Genomic DNA, 15,490 nt, shown 5'->3' with positions numbered 1-15,490 from the left:
GAAATCAGGTCAGTTCGATCGGGCCGCGGAGTTGACGGGCAACCGCGCGGAACCAGCCGAGGTGGTAGTGAGCGCCTTCGGAGTCGAATCGGGAACGTAGCTCGTACCAGCGCAGGCCGGGGTGGCGGTGGTGTACGTCGTGCAGATTGAAGCTGAGGGCGAAGCGCTCGAGGGTGCGGGGCAGGCGCAGATTCATTGCCGCTCTCGGTGATTCGAGGTCTGTGCCGTAGTGGTAGGCGTTGTCGGAGAGGGAGATGATGAGGGCGCGGCCGCCGAGCGCGGCGAGCAGCATCCAGCCGTGCGCGCCGTAGCAGAGGAACGCGACGGTGTGGATGACGACGATCGCGGCGGCGTCGGTGCGGAACTTTCCCAGAACCACCGGCTGGGCGACTCGTTCGAGTACGAGACCACCGACCGAATCGGGTGCGTCCACTCGACGTCCCAGTGCGCGAATGGTTCGCTCGGGCATCGGCGCGAGCAGGAGCGCGAGCACTTCGAGCAGGTACAAACCGCCGAACAGTTTCAGATAGAACTGGGGAGCGGCGGACCGCCGAGTGGTCGTCGCCGGGTCGTAGATCTCGCTGCGCTCGCGAACCCGGCTGTATCGATGGTGGAGCAGGTGGCCCACTTTCAGCATCGCGAAGGGCGATCCGTACACCACCGCCAGCATGCGTCCCATCCGGTCGTTGCGGGTCCGATTCCGTAGCAGCGACCCGTGTACGGCCTCGTGGATCAGTGACCAGAACGGCGTGACGGTCAGCGTCAGCGGCACCAGGGCCCAACCCCACGCGGCATCCACGGGGAGCAGCACCAGCGGGATCACGAACAGCTGGGTGCCGCCGATTGTCAACGCGAGCACGCTGAGTCGCACATTCACCAGGTCGCCGCCGGCAGTGCGCGGCACATCGGAGGGGCGCGGGGTGCGAGTTCGAGTCATGGTGCAGCGGTGCTCCGGATAGATCAGGCAAACTCCGCCCCTATCCTGCCACCCGTGCACGCAGGCGTGGCAGGCCCGACGGTACCGCGAACCGGGTGTTCGCCGACAATTCAGCAGAGATGCACCCGCACGGCCGAGGCGGAACGGCTAGGTGTTCTGCTGCTCCGGTTCGATATCGAACTGGAGAGGGAACTGGCTCACGGTCCATGCGGCCACCGCGGTCGACGCCAGGACGTGGAGCAGGTAGATCGTGCAGACCAGGCCGATGCCGTAGTCGCGCATCCACGCACCGAGGGGAATCAGGGCCACCAGGTCGAGGCCGAGCATCAGTAGCGACAGGAGCAGAGCAGGCGCGGCCCAGGACGGCGCGGCCGGTTCGGCGGCCGCATCGGTTGTGGGCGGGAAGTCGACGGGGTTTTCGGTGGCCATGGTGTCCTCACAGGCAAAGCCGGGGGCTGGACGCTGCGTGCTAGCTGATCTGTCACATATTCGGGGTCGCAGGCTGCCCGGATCGGCGCGCGAGGTGAAAATCTCGGCATCCGCAATCGATGGGCAACATGGCGCAAGCACCTGTCACGCGGCAGCGGTCGACTCTCGGAGGCCGGTTGCCCCGCGGTGTGGCAACCCGAATCGCATCACTGCAGATCGGGGCTGTCGTGGACGGGAATCCGGTGTGGTCACGGATTTGCCGCCGGTGTCGGGCGCACGAGCGCTTCCCGTTGCTTCCCCCTTCTACTGTATACACGATTCCGGGCTCTCATGAGGCGCTGAATCCTGGTCCATAATCGCTCGCGTCAGACCGAAACCACCAGGTGAGGAGTAGCGGAATGGCCTATGTGCTCGGGTTCGACGAGATCGATCGAACAATGGTCGCGATCGTCGGTGGTAAGGGTGCGAACCTCGGCGAATTGTCGCGGATCGACGGTGTCGAGGTGCCGGACGGGTTCTGCGTGACGACCGATGCCTTCGCTCGGACGGTGGCGGGGGAGCCGACGCTCGATGCTCGGCTCGACGAGGTGTCGCGCCTCGAGCCAGGTGATCGGGCCGCGATCTCCCGGCTGAGCGCGCAGTTGCGGCGCATGATCGAGGAGCTGGTCGTGCCGGACGCGGTCGTGGAGGCGATCCTCGCCGCGCATGCTCGGCTCGGAGCAGAGGGCGCCTGTGCCGTGCGATCCAGTGCGACGGCCGAGGATCTGCCGGGCGCCTCGTTCGCCGGCCAGCAGGACACCTTCCTGAATGTCGTGGGAGCGGCGGCGATCGTCGAGCATGTCCGCCGGTGCTGGGGTTCGCTGTTCACCGAGCGAGCGGTCACCTATCGACTGCGAAACGGCTTCGACCAGAAGAAGATCCGGATGGGCGTGGTCGTGCAGCGGATGGTGTTCGCGCGCGCCGCCGGCATCCTGATGACGGCCGACCCCCTCACGTCCGACCGGACCGTCGTGTCCATCGACGCCGGTTTCGGTCTCGGCGAAGCGCTCGTGTCGGGTCTGGTCGATGCCGACGTCTACCGGGTTCGCGACGACCACATCGCCGACAAGGCGATCGCCACCAAGAAGATTCGCGTGGTGCCGGTCCCGACCGGCGGCACCCAGGTGCGCGAGATCGTGGGCGAACACCGAAACGAGCAGGTCCTCTCCGATGCGCAGGTGCTGGGGCTCGCGCGGCTCGGCCGCCGCATCGAGGCGCATTTCGGCAGTCCTCAGGACATCGAATGGTGTGCGGACGGAGATGATTTCCGCATCGTGCAGAGTAGGCCGATCACCAGCCTGTTCCCGATCCCCGACGCCGACGACGGGGAGAACCACGTCTATGTGTCGGTGGGCCATCAGCAGATGATGACCGACGCGATGAAGCCGTTGGGGCTCTCGGTGTGGCAGCTCACGAGCAACGCTCCGATGCGCGACGCGGGCGGGCGGTTGTTCGTCGACGTCACCGCGATGGTGTCCGTGCCCGCGAAAGGCGCCGCCTTGGCGGCGGGACTCGGCAAGTCCGACCCGCTGATGGGGGACGCGCTGCGCACGGTGCTCGAGCGCGGTGACTTCGTTCGTGAAGTGCCAGAAGAGGATTCCGGCGCACCAGCGACGCCGTTCGGTACCGCCCCCGCGCCGATCGACACCGATCCCGACATCGTCACCGAGCTCATCGCGCAGAGCGAGGCATCGCTGGCGGCCATGAAGCGCGACATCGAGGACCTGTCCGGACCGCCGCTGCTCGAGTTCATCCGGACCGATATCCAGCAGGAGCTGCGGCGGGTCCTGTTCGCTCCCCAGGGTTTGCAGGTGATCATGGCCGCGATGGAGGCCACGGAGTGGCTCAACGATCGGTTGCGGGAATGGCTGGGCGACAAGAACGCTGCCGACACACTCACCCAGTCGGTCCCCGGCAACGTGACATCGGAGATGGGCCTGGCGTTGCTGGACGTCGCCGATGCGATCCGCCCGCATCCGGAGGTGGTGGCGTACCTGGAGCGGATCGAGGGCGACGATTTCCTGGACGGTCTGGCCGATCACCTGGGCGGTGATGACGCACGAGTCGCGATCGAGGGGTTCCTCGGCAAGTACGGCATGCGCTGCACCGGCGAAATCGACATCACCCGGCCGCGCTGGAGCGAGAGTCCCGCCACGCTGGTGCCGACGATCCTCGGCAATATCAAGAACTTCGGGCCGGGTGAGGGCAGACGTCGCTTCGAGGACGGCCTGCGCGAGGCCGAACAATCGGAACGACAGATTCTGCGACGCCTGCGCGCTCTCCCCGAAGGGGAGCACAAGGCCGCCGAGACCGCGCGAATGATCGAGCGTGTGCGCACCTTCTCCGGATATCGGGAGTACCCGAAATACGGCATGGTGAGCCGCTACTTCGTCTACAAGCAGGCGCTGCTGCGCGAAGCCGAACGGCTGGTGCAGGCCGGTGTACTGGACGAGTCCGGCGACATCTTCTTCCTGAGATTCGACGAGCTGCAGGAGGTCGTTCGCACCCATCGGGCCGAGCGGGCCCTCGTCGGTGAACGACAGGACGCGTTCCGTTCGTATCGGTCGCTCACCGCGCCGCGAGTGCTCACCTCCGACGGTGAGGCGCTCGCCGGGGCGTATCGGCGCGAGGACCTGCCCGCCGGGGCACTGCCCGGCTTGGCGGTCTCGGGCGGGACGATCGAAGGTCGCGCCCGCGTCATCGCCGAGATCGCGCAGGCCGACCTGGAATCCGGTGACATCCTGGTCACCGCCTACACCGATCCGAGCTGGACCCCGTTGTTCGTCGGGATCGCGGGACTGGTGACCGAAGTGGGCGGCCTGATGACCCACGGCGCGGTGATCGCCCGCGAATACGGCCTCCCCGCCGTCGTCGGCGTGGAACACGCCACCGAGCTGATCCGTGACGGGCAGCGTGTCCGCGTGAACGGCACCGACGGATATCTCGAGATCCTCTCGGAGCCGTAACCAGGACGGCAGCGATGCCCGCGCCGTCGCGGCGTCGCTGGTCGGTGTCGACGGATCAGTCTCGCGGCGGTCGCCGTACTGTCGGTCGGGCCGCTTCGATGCGGGCGGCGAGGTCGACCAGGTCGCCCGCGGGGCCGGATGGTGGGGTGCTGCGGTGCCAGATGGCGCGAAACTTTCGGGTCAGCACCAGCGAATCGGCCAGCTCGACCTCGTGCAAGGTGCCCGCACGGAGTTCGTGGGCGACGATCAGGCGGCTGACCACCGCGGGGGCGAGTCCGCTCCGGGTGGTCGCGAGAATGGCTGCGGCGGAACCGAGTTCGGCCGCGGGCCGCGCGGGGGTGCCGTGGATCTGTAGCGCCGCCCAGACGGTGTCCCGTGTCCCGGATCCCTTCTCGCGCCACACCAGCGGCGTATCGGCGAGTTCGCGCGGGCGCACCGAGCGTGCGCGGGTGGCCCACGAATGGGTCGGTGCCACGACCACGACCAGCTCGTCGGCCACGAGCACCCGGCTTCCCAGCCCCGCGGGTGCCTGCGGCCCCTCGACGAATCCGAGCACCACCTCGCGATCGCGCACCGCCGTGGTCACCTGCTGTGAGTTCGCGACGTCGAGTTCGACGGCGAGCTCGGGCCGGAGCTTGCGCAACGCCGCCAGCCACTGCGGAATACGGTGGTCGGCAATGGTTTTCGAGGCGATGACATGCAGTTGTGGTGACAGTTCGCGGTGCAGGTCAGCGACACCGTCCATCAGAGCCAGCCCCGCGGCCAGTACCGGCCGACCCAGCTCGACCACGGCCGCACCGGCATCGGTCAAGGCCGAACCGGTGGGTCCGCGATCGATCAGCCGCAGCCGCAGCCGCCGTTCCAACGCGCTGATGCGCATGCCGACCGCGGGCTGGCTGATGCCGTGTCTGCGCGCCGCGGCACCGAGGCTGCCCAGCTCAGCCACCGATACCAGGAGATCGAGCACCTCCAGATCAGGCGTTCCGGGCGGCAAGCTCATAAGGAAACCTTACGAGGTGGTGGATATCGGGGGCTACCCGCCCGCAGGCGCGCGCACCAGGATCAGCACTACCGCAATGTGCGGGCCAGTACAGCTGAGGAGTACAACATGACGTTCGTGGTCGGCGCCGCCTGCGTGGACATCCTGGATCGGGCCTGCATCGAGGAGTGCCCGATCGACTGCATCTTCATCGGCGATCGGATGGCCTACATCCAGCCCGACGAGTGCATCGACTGCGGCGCGTGCGAACCGGCCTGCCCGGTCGAGGCGATCTATTACGAAGACGATCTGCCACCCGGTCAAGAACAGTTCGTCACCGAGAACGTCCGCTTCTTCCACGAACCGCTACCCGGACGGGCGGAGCCACTCGGTCAGCCGGGCGGCGCGACCTCGGTCGGTGTACTCGGCGTCGACACGGTCTATGTGCGGGAGTTCCCGGCATAGTTCCGGCGGATCGTCGACCGGAAGGGCAACGAGTTCGGTGAATCGAGGGGGTAAATCCCGCAGGTCGGCGTAGTTGTACGCCAGAATGTCGCCATGCGGACATTCGCCAAGGTGTTGCACGCCGTCACTGTCGGGGTTCTGATCGTCGCCGCTGGTCACGGCGTTGCGGCTGCCGCACCCTCCGGGAGTGCTGACGGTCTGCTGCCGTGGCCGGCTGCCGGGCCCGACGGTGTCCAGGCCTCGGGCGCGGCGTTGGCGGAGGGGCTCACCGGGACGGTGGTGTGGTCGCGGGAGGCGAACACCCCGGTCCCGATCGCCAGTATCGCGAAGGTGATGACGGCGGTGGTCGTGATCGTCAGCGGTGACCTCGAACGGCCGGTGACGGTGCCGCAGGAAGCGGGCGCCTACTGTGCCAGGGAAAACGGCAGCACCGCGGGACTGGTTCCCGGCGAGGTGCTCACCGCGCGCCAGCTGCTCTACGCGCTACTGCTGCCGTCGGGCTGCGACGCCGCCTACACCGTCGCCGAGTCGTTCGGTCCCGGTCAGGGCGGTTTCCTGGCCAGGATGAACGACACCGCGCGGGTGATGGGTTTGGCCGGAACACATTTCAGTGACCCGGCCGGTATGCCGTATCCCACCGATCACTCCACCTATTCCACGCCGGCGGACCTCGTGGCACTGGGTGTGCGGGCGATGAACCTGCCGCTGTTCCGCGAGATCGTCGGTGCGCGGGACTTCCACGTTCCCGCGGGACCCGCCAACCGCGAGCACCACTGGGAAACGACGAACCGCATGCTCGACGAATATCCCGGCACCATCGGCATCAAGACCGGCAACACCGACGCCGCCGGACACTGCCTGATGTTCGAGACGGTGCGCGCCGGCATCCCGCTGATCGGTGTCGTCCTGCACAGCTCCGACCATAGCAGCGCCGCCGCGCGGCAGGACGCCGAGCGCATGCTGAACTGGGCCTACGACCCGATTCTGCGCGTGCTGCAACCAGTCGGGGGCTGACGACCGGCGCGATCCCGGCACAACGCTTAGCATTCGGGATGTGCGCGGTGGCAGATGGTTTCGGGTCCTCGTTTGCCTGGTCGTTCTGGGCACCAGCGGGTGCGTGGGCGCGGTGGACCGGGCGGATTTCGAGGATCAGCTGCGAGCGCGCGGCGGCGGATTGGTGAGTTCGTTGCCGCAGGAGGCCATCACGGCGCTGAGCCGGCGAACCGGTGCCACCGACCTCGAAGCGAACGTCATCATTCTCACCCCGCCGAACTCGACCCGGTTCCGCCTCACCTTGAACGACCAACCCGCCCAGATAACCCGGTATCTGGCCGGCGACGAGGTACTGGCCGCTCGGGAACCCACTGTGCGCCTGCGCGTTCGGCCACCTGATCGATCCCGGCAGCTCGACGACTACTCCTTCGCTCTCGGCGCCCTCAGCGCGCCACGTCCGGTTCGGGTCTCCGCCGCCGACGACCTCGACGGCGAGGATTTCGCCGTCAGCGAGGTACCCGGTCTGTCGCGTATCGAAGACATCGTCGACACCGCCCTCGCCCGAAGCGCGCTGCCCGACGGGCAGGTGACCGTCATCGTGGTGAGCTGTTTCGGCCGCGAGATCCGCATCGTCGCCAATGTCTTGTCGCCGCGCTCGGAGATGGTCGTCGAATTCGACCGGACCGGCACCTTCCTTCGAGTGCGGCAGGTATAGCGAATGCGACGAGTCCTGATTTCCGCGGTGTCGCTTGCCTGCGCCGCCGCCTTTCTCACCATTCTCCTGGCTGTTGCCATCTGGCCGGGCGAAGCGAAACTCACCGCACCCCTGTTCTGCTCACCGCCGGCCACCGAGCCGGTCGTCGTCTCGGACACCTTCCACGACTCCGAAGGAACGTCGACCAATTTCACCCTGTATTGCGTCAGCGACCGCGGGATTCTCACCGACGAGGGCTTCGCGCTCCCCGTGCTGGCGCTCTTCGTCGCCCATCTGCTGATCCTGATCGCCCTGTTCGTCCTCACCGCCCTGATCGGCCGTATCGGACAGCGGGGCGAGCGATCCGATGGGCAGGTCGAACGGTGGCAAGACAGCTGACGCCGGAAGGCCGCCGTCAGCCTCCAGGTCGACCTGGAGATCCACCGAGAAATGGTCGATCGGTAGTGGATTCCCCGACTCGGTCATCGTCAGATTCTCCGAACCGAGCCCGACTCGGTGCAGGAAGACCACGGTGACGGTGGCGGCGGCTCGTGCCTGGTCGGTCGGCCACATCCGGGTGGCACTGCCGTCACCGCAGTCGACGAAGCCGAGCCGGTCCAGGTGTGGGCGGGTGGCCTCGGTGGTGAAGGCGCGCAGGCGGATCTCGGTCGGCGACAGCTCGAGTTGGGCGTAGCGATCCGGTGTCTTGTCGCGGTCGAAGAAGTGCAGGACGAGCGGCTCGGGGCCGGGGCCGAGCGCTCGCATGGCGAGGTGCACGCTGCCCAGCAGGTCGGTCAGCAGGCCACGCAGGTGACCGAGGGTGTAGACGCTCCAGATCTCGTTGCCGCGCCCGGCCGAACCGGCCGACCAGGTGAAGCTGACCTCGTAATCGTCGGCGCTCGTGTGCGAGACATCGTGCTCATCGTTGGGGACCCGGTCGGCTTCGTCGATGAGATGCGGGTAGTGGTACTGGGTTTTCCAATTCCGCCACCTGCGCTGGGCATCCGCATCGAGGGCTTCGATTCGCAAGGACACCGTGCCGTGGTCGGAGAGCTCGAGGGTGCGCAGGGCGTCGCCGTCGACCCAGCCGACGCCGAGAGCCGACAGGCCGCAAAACCAGGTCGGTGCACCCCACGTCGTCACCGTCAGGTCCAGGTAGTGACGGAACTGTTCGGGCTCGATGGTCGTGACGGTGAGGGACAGGTGTGCGCGCTGCTCGCCGTCGGCACGGCGGTCGTCGACGATGCGGCCACCGGACGGTGTTCCCGGGATGACCACCACGCCGTCACCCTGGAGCAGCCACCCCGCGGTACCGCACACCTGCTCGACGTCGAGCCGGCTGAAGGTGCGGAAGTCGCTCGCGCACAGCTGTGTCAGCAAGTCGGCGAACCAGGCATCGGGCACGGTGTCCATACCCGAGCACGCTAGCGCTGAGCACCGACACGAAGCCGTTTCGACGAATCACCGAAACTGTTGCCCCGCTTGGCTATCGGGACCGACGGTCAGCGGGCCTCAGCCGATCGCGGGGACCTGCTCGGCGGGGATCGGCGCAGGCGGCGGGGTGCCGTCGCCGAAGGGGCGCCCACCCAGTTCCGCACGGTGGTGCGGGGTCAGCCAGTTCGACAGGTCCGGCCCCGCGGGGACGATACCGGTGGGATTGATATCGCGGTGCACGACGTAGTAGTGCTCCTTGATCTGCCCGAAGTCGATGGTGTCGCCGAAGCCGGGAGTCTGGAACAGGTCGCGGGCGTAGGCCCAGAGCACCGGCATCTCACTGAGTTTGGTGCGGTTGCACTTGAAATGGCCGTGATAGACGGGGTCGAAACGGGCAAGCGTGGTGAACAGCCGCACGTCGGCCTCGGTGATGGTGTCACCGACCAGGTAGCGCTGAGTGCTCAGCCGCTCGGTGATCCGGTCGAGGGCGGCGAAGAGCCGGACGTAGGCGGCGTCGTAGGCGTCCTGATCGCCGGCGAACCCGCAACGGTAGACGCCGTTGTTGATGTCGCGGAACACGTCTCGGTTGACCTCGTCGATCTGCTCGCGCAGCGGTTCGGGGTACAGCTGCGGTGCGCCCGGCCGGTGGTAGGCCGCCCATTCGGTCGAGAAGTCGAGGGTCATCTGCGCGTAGTCGTTGGTGACGACTTGCCCCGTGACGATGTCGACCATCGCGGGCACGGTGATGCCGCGCGGATAGTCCGGAAACCGGGCCAGATAGGCATCGCGCAGACGGTGGATGCCGAGCACCGGATCGACCTCGCCCGGATCCAGATCGAAAGTCCAGCTGAGCTTGTCGTGGGTGGGCCCGCACAGCCCGAGCGACAGCACCGGCTCGAGCCCGAGCAGCCTGCGCACGATCAGCGTGCGATTGGCCCACGGACACGCCCTGGCCGCGACGAGCCGGTACCGCCCCGGTTCGACGGGATAGCCCTCACGTCCGTCGGCGGTGATCCGCGTGGTGATGTAGTTGGTATCGCGGCGGAACTCGCCCGCCTCGACGTAGGTGCCCGCATCGGCATCGCTCACCGCCCCAGTCTCGCACACCCCGCGCGCCGGACAGCTCGACGCCGTGCACCGCTGGTCGCCGACGCACCGATCGTGGCCGGCCCGGAGCGACGGCCTAGCATCGCGGGAGCAGCTCGACACCCTCAGGGAGGAACCCGCCGATGAGCCTTCGTCAGTTCGAGTACGCCTTGGCGGTGGCCGAAGAGGGATCGGTGACGGCGGCGGCAGAGGTGTTGCACGTTGCTCAACCGTCGGTGTCGCAGCAGATTCGCGGCCTCGAGCGGGAACTCGGCGTGAAGCTGTTCGCTCGTACGCCGACGGGCCTGGTACCCACCGTGGTCGGTCGCGCCTTCCTGCGCGAAGCGGAGGTCGCGGTGAGCGCGGCGCGGCGGGCACGGGCAACGGCGCGGGCGGGCGCCGACGAGCTGGTGGGTGAGCTGGTAGTCGCGGCGCAGATGGGCTTCGGCACTCGTCAACTGCCGCGTGCGCTGGGTGCGCTGCGCCGCCGGTTCCCCCGGGTGGAGGTCACCGTCTTCGAGGAGCCGAGTTCGGCCGAACTGGAACGCCTGGGGCGCCAGGGCGTCCTCGACCTGGCCCTGATGGCGGCGTGCGAGCAGTCTCCCGACGACGCGCACCACCTCGGCGACGAGGAGTTCGTCGTCGTGCTCGGCGCCGGGCACCCCCAACTCGCCACGGAGCGGGTCGAACTGCGTGCGCTGGCGGGGGAGCCGTGGGTTCGGTTCGACCGGGACAGCGCGCTCGACGCCGTGCTCCTGGACGTGCTGGGCAGCAACGAGCTGACCCCGACCACGGCCGCCCGCGTGTCCCAGACGTCGACGGCGGTGCGGTGGGCGGCCCAAGGGCTGGGGGTGACTCTCGTCCCGGCCTCGGCCGTGCCGCACGGTCACAAGCACCTTGTTCGCCCGGTGAATCCGGTCGTTTCCCAGCCCGTCATCGCTGTCGTCCGGACCGATCCGGGCCCGGCGGAGTCAGCGCTGCTCGAACTCCTTCGCCGCCAGACCTGGACCGAGGCCGCGTCACTCCCGCCGATGCGCTGACCGGCTTCAGCCCCGGGGGAATTCGCCCCCGTCGACGAACAGATTGGTTCCGGTGAGCCAGCTCGCCCGGTCGGAGACGAGGAACAGCACCGCGTCGGCGATGTCGCCGGGGCGACCGTCGCGCCCCAGCGGCGTCGTGCTGGTCGCGGTGACCGTGTCGCCCAGTGTCGCGTCCATCCGTGCCCACAACTCGCGGGTCTCTTCACCGCCGGGGGTGGCGGTTTTGCCCGGCGACACGGTGTTGACCCGGATTCCGGCGGAGGCCAGGTCCAAGGCGAGTCCCCGGCTGTAGGTCTGCAGCGCGGCCTTCGCGGCCACGTAGTGCAGGAACTGTGGTGCCGCGGTGGGAACCGCGGCCGAGGAGACGTGCACGATCGCGCCAGACCGCCGTTCCCGCATCCCTGGCACCAGCAGCGAGTCCAGCCGCACCGAGGCGAGCAAGTTCAAGTCGAGCGCGTCCTGCCATTCCGCGTCGGGGATCGCCGAAGCGCTCGCGTGCGGGCGCGCGCCACCGGCGTTGTGTACGAGGATGTCCACCCCGCCGAGCACGTCGTGCGCGGCGGCGGCGAGCGCCTGTGCCCCAGCCTGCGTGCGCACGTCGGCGGTCACGAAGGTGGACCCGTCCGGGATGGTGTTCGCCGCCGATCTGGCGGTGGTGAGCACCTCGGCGCCCGCGTCCAGCAGCTGGCGCACGACGGCCGCCCCGATTCCGCGGGAACCGCCCGTGACCAGAGCTCGTTTTCCGGCGAGTTCTCGCGTGTGCGAAACATTCTCGATCGTGGTCATGCCAGCGGTCCTTTCGATTGCGTATTCGCCCGACGGGCAGGGAATCGACATGTGCGGCGCGCGAAACCTCGATGAAATCGCGGTGCGTTCCTCGTCGAGCTGTTTCACGGTATGCCCGGAAAACAGTGCGCGGCAAAGACGAAATGTCAGCAGGTGGCATAGGGAATTCCTATGCCGGCCCGGCTCTTCCGCCGGTGCGCGTCCCGCTGATGTCGTCGGCCGGTGGCCGTCTGGCGTCTGGCTGAACCCGCCAGTACCCTGTGCCCGTGAGACCGATGGGCAATGCGCCGGGCGGGACGGCGCGACCGCGTGTCGCTCTGACCGCAGTCGCTGTAGTGGTATTTGTGACCTTTCTCGACACCACCGTTGTCAGCGTGGCGCTGGGCGATATTCGCCATGATCTGAGCGCGGACGTGACCGCGCTGCAGTGGGTGGTCAACGCCTACACCGTCGTGTTCGCCGGGCTGATGCTCGCCGGTGGGTCGCTCGGGGACCGCTGGGGTCGCAAGCGGGTGATGATCGTCGGCCTGGTGATCTTCTGTGCCGGGTCGGTGGTATCGGCACTCGCGAGCAGTGTCGCGGTGCTCGTCGCCGGTCGCGCGATCATGGGACTCGGTGCGGCGGCGTCGGAGCCGGGCACACTGTCGGTGCTTCGGCACGTCTTCCCGGACGACCGCACGCGCGCGAAGGCGATCGGAGTGTGGGCGGCGGTGTCGGGGCTGGCGTTGGCCGCGGGACCGGTGCTGGGCGGCGTGCTGGTCCATGCGTACGGGTGGCGCTCGATCTTCTGGTTCAACCTGGTGATCGCGGCGGTGGCGCTCGTCGTCGCACTGTGGTCGGTCCCGGAGAGCGCCGACCCGAGCCCCGAGCCGATCGACTGGGCAGGTGCTCTGCTCGGCGCGACAGCTTTCGGGTCGGTGATCTATGCCGCGATCTCCGGTCAGGATCGCGGCTACACCTCGCCGTCGGTGCTCGCGTTCTTCGTGCTCGGCGGGCTCGCGTTCGCCGGGTTCATCGCCGTCGAAACACGGGCGCGCGCACCGATGCTCAACTTGCACTACCTGCGCTTTCCGGCAGTGCGTAGTGCACTGATCGTCGCCTTCGCCGTCTACTTCGGCATCTTCTCGATCTTCTTCTTCACCGCGCTGTATCTGCAAGTGATGCAGTCGTACTCGGGTGCGCGTACGGCCACGGTGTTCGCGCCGATGGCCGCCATGATCGTGATCGGCTCGCTGGTCGCGGGGTTCTGGGTGGCGCGGCGAGGTGCGCGCACACCGATGATTCTCGGCTGTATGGTCGGCGCGGGCGGGATCTTGCTGACCCGCCATATGCTGTCCGGTGAGATCCACGATCCTTCGCTGTCGGCCGCGATGGCGTTGGCGGGCTTCGGCTTCGGGATCGCGGTGGTGCCGTTGACGTCCGCGGTGATGTCGGGAGTTCCGGCGGAACACTCGGGAATGGCTGCCGCGGTGACCAATACGATGCGCCAGGTCGGTTCGGCGTTCGGTGTGGCCGTGCTCGGTGCGCTGGTGAGCGGGTTCCTGTCCTCGGACCTGAAGGCGCGCATGAACGAGCTGGGTCTGCCGACCTCGCTCCAGCCCGACGCCATTCAAGCCGTGGAACTCGGGAAGATCCCCGAGGGCGTCGATATCGGCCCGTATCTGAAATACCTGTCGAAGGTTTCCGAGGTGCTCAATGCCGGCAAGGCGGCATTCCATCACGGACTCGACGTGGCTCTGCTCGTTTCAGCGGTGATGATCCTCGCCGCGGCGGCATTCACCGCGGTCGACGCGGCTCGGCACCGTGCGGATGTCACCTAGCGAATTGCGGTTCGGGTTCGAAGGATTCCGGCCGACGCGCACCGCGCCGGCCGGAATCGGTGTCAGGCGCTGACCGAAGCGGTCACTTCACGAGTCAGTCGCGACGACCACGGACACCAGAAGCAGCCAGGCAGGAATGCCCCACACGCTTCGTCGAGGTGATCCTCGGTGTAGACAATGCTGGAGTCGCACACCTCGATGGCCATGGTGAAGAACGTGATGGTGTCGGGATCGAGGTGGAAACTCCACCCGGGGTTGTAGCTCTGCGCGGTCTTGCGGATCCGGCCCATGACATGGATGGACATCGTCTCGTCGCCGGACAGGATCCGGCGCGCCTCCGCGATCCGTTGTTCGTTGTTCAGCTGGAAAATGAATTCTTTTCCGCTGTAGTCGGTGAATGCAAAGAGCGCCATGACATTTCCCCTTGGTCGATGTGTTCGGCTAGCGGGAGTCGAGCGTGTTGCGAGGTCGAGTGTATCGGCGGAGTCGCGGCAACATGAGCGCATTGCGAATGAAAACTGTTGGGAAACAACAGGTTTAGGGAATCGGTCGGTTTCTGTGTGTGAAACGGGGAAATAGGGGAGCGCCTATCGGCGCGTCCCTGAGGCGAGCTCGTCTCGACGGGGTGATCGCCGCCCCGCCTCCGTCTTCGCCGTGGTGATCAACTCGCGCACCGCGATGGCACCCCGGGCGACCGCACCCGCGACCCGCCCGTCCGCGCCGATCAGTACCGCCGACGGCGTTCCCCGGACCCGATAGCGGAGAGCGGTCTCATTGCCCTGTTGCACCAGGACCGGGATATCACCCACCTCCTGCGCGCGCCCCCAGGCGGCATGTTCGGCAAGATCGCCGTTGCCGACCAGCACGACTGTCAACGTATCCCGCACGCGCGACTGCCAGCGCGGCAACTCGCGGGCCAGCGCCGCGCACATTTCGCACCCCGGATGGACGAACACGAGCAGGACTGCCTTTCCCGGCGCGAGCAACGACGCCAGATCGATCCGCCCGCCCTCGGCGGCCAGTAGCTCGAACTCCGGTGCTACCGCGCCGACCGGCAGACCTTCGGCCCCGAGGGTCGACAGGGCCTGTTCGTCGACCCGGCGACGAAGGGCGCGCAACTCCCCGAGCGTCCAGGTCAGCACGACCGCCAGCGCTACGATCAGCGCGAGCCCCACGCAGGCCTCGACGGGTAATCCGGCAGGGACCTGCGGATACCGGATCGCGCCGACCGTGACCAGTGCGGCCAGCGCCAGCAGTAGCCCGTTACGCACCAGCGTCGCGTGCCCGATGGGCGCCGAACTCGCCGCGCCGAAACAGGAGCAGCTCGGATGCTCGCCGCGCAGCAGCAATCGCACGATCGCCGCGGTGAACCCGGCGAGCAGCAGCGCGGACACCGCGGCCGCGATCCCCGCCGTCCACGGCAGCAGCAATCCCGCGGCCACCGAACCCTCGGCTACCGGTAACCCGATCGCCACCGCGGGAGCCCACCTGATGTCTGTCCCGAAATCGACCACCGCCTTCCGTGTCGCGGGCCCGTCCGCCAACTTCCCCCATGTCGACAGCCCGAAAGCCCCGGCCAGTACCAATCGCGAACCCCACACTCCGTATTCGATCAGCATTCCGGCACCATCCCACAGCCGAAGCGGTCTGAAAGATGATTCGCGGGAACAGCTTTCACCACGCGAGTGCTTCGGTTACCACGGCGATTCGCGTGGTTTTCGCCGTGACGGGGTGCCGGGTCGGGGCGGGTGTTCGTACCGACCAGTAACCGTGTTACTCTCTGTCGGCGCTGGTGTGACAGGCATCATGATCTGCTGTTCCG

The 15,490-nt window shown here is 67.6% G+C and carries 14 protein-coding genes; 6 read left to right on the top strand and 8 right to left on the bottom strand.

Features of this window, described 5'->3' with window-relative positions; all coding sequences use genetic code 11:
- Positions 1–4 precede the first annotated feature (4 nt).
- Positions 5–937, bottom strand: a complete 933-nt coding sequence (locus ACWGCN_RS05800; protein ID WP_452458708.1) for a fatty acid desaturase family protein — start codon at positions 935–937, stop codon at positions 5–7.
- 147 nt (positions 938–1,084) lie between these two features.
- A complete protein-coding gene (locus ACWGCN_RS05795; protein WP_378990094.1) occupies positions 1,085–1,366 on the bottom strand; it encodes a hypothetical protein in 282 nt (93 codons plus the stop codon).
- A gap of 398 nt (positions 1,367–1,764) precedes the next feature.
- On the opposite strand from ACWGCN_RS05795, the gene rph reads away from it, so the two are divergent.
- A complete protein-coding gene (gene rph, locus ACWGCN_RS05790) occupies positions 1,765–4,371 on the top strand; it encodes a rifamycin-inactivating phosphotransferase (RefSeq protein ID WP_452458709.1) in 2,607 nt (868 codons plus the stop codon).
- Positions 4,372–4,426: 55 nt separating this feature from the next.
- Here rph and ACWGCN_RS05785 read toward each other — a convergent pair whose 3' ends face one another.
- Positions 4,427–5,371, bottom strand: coding sequence for a LysR family transcriptional regulator (locus ACWGCN_RS05785; RefSeq protein ID WP_452458710.1), 945 nt, complete (start codon positions 5,369–5,371; stop codon positions 4,427–4,429).
- 108 nt (positions 5,372–5,479) lie between these two features.
- On the opposite strand from ACWGCN_RS05785, the gene fdxA reads away from it, so the two are divergent.
- The 3 genes from fdxA to ACWGCN_RS05770 all read left to right on the top strand — a co-directional run bounded on the left by fdxA (position 5,480) and on the right by ACWGCN_RS05770 (position 7,523).
- The gene (fdxA, locus tag ACWGCN_RS05780; RefSeq protein WP_378990091.1) at positions 5,480–5,815 is read left to right on the top strand and encodes a ferredoxin; all 336 of its coding nucleotides are present in this window, start codon (positions 5,480–5,482) and stop codon (positions 5,813–5,815) included.
- A gap of 93 nt (positions 5,816–5,908) precedes the next feature.
- The gene (locus ACWGCN_RS05775; protein ID WP_378652961.1) at positions 5,909–6,829 is read left to right on the top strand and encodes a D-alanyl-D-alanine carboxypeptidase family protein; all 921 of its coding nucleotides are present in this window, start codon (positions 5,909–5,911) and stop codon (positions 6,827–6,829) included.
- A 40-nt stretch (positions 6,830–6,869) separates the two neighbouring features.
- On the top strand, positions 6,870–7,523 hold the full coding sequence (locus tag ACWGCN_RS05770) for a hypothetical protein (protein ID WP_452458711.1): 654 nt from the start codon (positions 6,870–6,872) through the stop codon (positions 7,521–7,523).
- Positions 7,524–7,643: 120 nt separating this feature from the next.
- On the opposite strand, the gene ACWGCN_RS05765 is transcribed toward ACWGCN_RS05770, so the two are convergent.
- Both ACWGCN_RS05765 and ACWGCN_RS05760 read right to left on the bottom strand, forming a co-directional pair.
- Positions 7,644–8,915 carry a hypothetical protein gene (locus ACWGCN_RS05765; RefSeq protein ID WP_452458712.1) on the bottom strand — a complete coding sequence of 424 codons (1,272 nt, stop codon included), beginning with the start codon at positions 8,913–8,915 and terminating at the stop codon, positions 7,644–7,646.
- Between the two features lie 99 nt (positions 8,916–9,014).
- Positions 9,015–10,025: a glutathione S-transferase family protein gene (locus ACWGCN_RS05760; protein WP_452458713.1), complete on the bottom strand. Its 1,011-nt coding sequence runs from the start codon at positions 10,023–10,025 to the stop codon at positions 9,015–9,017.
- Positions 10,026–10,165: 140 nt separating this feature from the next.
- Here ACWGCN_RS05760 and ACWGCN_RS05755 point away from each other — a divergent pair, with 140 nt between their 5' ends.
- Positions 10,166–11,062 (top strand): LysR family transcriptional regulator, encoded by an 897-nt coding sequence (locus tag ACWGCN_RS05755; protein ID WP_452458714.1) that lies wholly within the window; start codon positions 10,166–10,168, stop codon positions 11,060–11,062.
- 6 nt (positions 11,063–11,068) lie between these two features.
- Here ACWGCN_RS05755 and ACWGCN_RS05750 read toward each other — a convergent pair whose 3' ends face one another.
- On the bottom strand, positions 11,069–11,848 hold the full coding sequence (locus ACWGCN_RS05750; RefSeq protein WP_379314266.1) for an oxidoreductase: 780 nt from the start codon (positions 11,846–11,848) through the stop codon (positions 11,069–11,071).
- A gap of 344 nt (positions 11,849–12,192) precedes the next feature.
- Between ACWGCN_RS05750 and ACWGCN_RS05745 the strand changes: the two genes are divergently transcribed.
- Positions 12,193–13,668: an MFS transporter gene (locus tag ACWGCN_RS05745; RefSeq protein WP_452458715.1), complete on the top strand. Its 1,476-nt coding sequence runs from the start codon at positions 12,193–12,195 to the stop codon at positions 13,666–13,668.
- A gap of 62 nt (positions 13,669–13,730) precedes the next feature.
- Here the strand turns inward: ACWGCN_RS05745 and ACWGCN_RS05740 are convergent, their stop codons facing one another.
- Together ACWGCN_RS05740 and ACWGCN_RS05735 are read right to left on the bottom strand one after the other, a co-directional pair.
- Positions 13,731–14,081 carry a BP74-related protein gene (locus tag ACWGCN_RS05740; protein ID WP_378990083.1) on the bottom strand — a complete coding sequence of 117 codons (351 nt, stop codon included), beginning with the start codon at positions 14,079–14,081 and terminating at the stop codon, positions 13,731–13,733.
- A 174-nt stretch (positions 14,082–14,255) separates the two neighbouring features.
- Positions 14,256–15,287, bottom strand: a complete 1,032-nt coding sequence (locus tag ACWGCN_RS05735) for a peroxiredoxin family protein (protein ID WP_452458716.1) — start codon at positions 15,285–15,287, stop codon at positions 14,256–14,258.
- Positions 15,288–15,490: the final 203 nt, after the last annotated feature.

The organism is Nocardia sp. NPDC055050 (genome assembly GCF_053608345.1).
Note: the sequence above shows the minus strand (reverse complement) of the source record. Positions and strands in the feature narration are given on the sequence as shown.

What these genes read in the sequence shown, in the direction of transcription:
- ACWGCN_RS05800 (WP_452458708.1), bottom strand. Translation starts at nt 937, where the DNA reads ATGACTCGAACTCGCACCCCGCGCCCCTCCGATGTGCCGCGCACTGCC.
- ACWGCN_RS05765 (WP_452458712.1), bottom strand. Translation starts at nt 8,915, where the DNA reads ATGGACACCGTGCCCGATGCCTGGTTCGCCGACTTGCTGACACAGCTG.
- ACWGCN_RS05735 (WP_452458716.1), bottom strand. Translation starts at nt 15,287, where the DNA reads ATGCTGATCGAATACGGAGTGTGGGGTTCGCGATTGGTACTGGCCGGG.
- rph (WP_452458709.1), top strand. Translation starts at nt 1,765, where the DNA reads ATGGCCTATGTGCTCGGGTTCGACGAGATCGATCGAACAATGGTCGCG.
- fdxA (WP_378990091.1), top strand. Translation starts at nt 5,480, where the DNA reads ATGACGTTCGTGGTCGGCGCCGCCTGCGTGGACATCCTGGATCGGGCC.
- ACWGCN_RS05755 (WP_452458714.1), top strand. Translation starts at nt 10,166, where the DNA reads ATGAGCCTTCGTCAGTTCGAGTACGCCTTGGCGGTGGCCGAAGAGGGA.
- ACWGCN_RS05740 (WP_378990083.1), bottom strand. Translation starts at nt 14,081, where the DNA reads ATGGCGCTCTTTGCATTCACCGACTACAGCGGAAAAGAATTCATTTTC.
- ACWGCN_RS05785 (WP_452458710.1), bottom strand. Translation starts at nt 5,371, where the DNA reads ATGAGCTTGCCGCCCGGAACGCCTGATCTGGAGGTGCTCGATCTCCTG.
- ACWGCN_RS05795 (WP_378990094.1), bottom strand. Translation starts at nt 1,366, where the DNA reads ATGGCCACCGAAAACCCCGTCGACTTCCCGCCCACAACCGATGCGGCC.
- ACWGCN_RS05750 (WP_379314266.1), bottom strand. Translation starts at nt 11,848, where the DNA reads ATGACCACGATCGAGAATGTTTCGCACACGCGAGAACTCGCCGGAAAA.
- ACWGCN_RS05775 (WP_378652961.1), top strand. Translation starts at nt 5,909, where the DNA reads ATGCGGACATTCGCCAAGGTGTTGCACGCCGTCACTGTCGGGGTTCTG.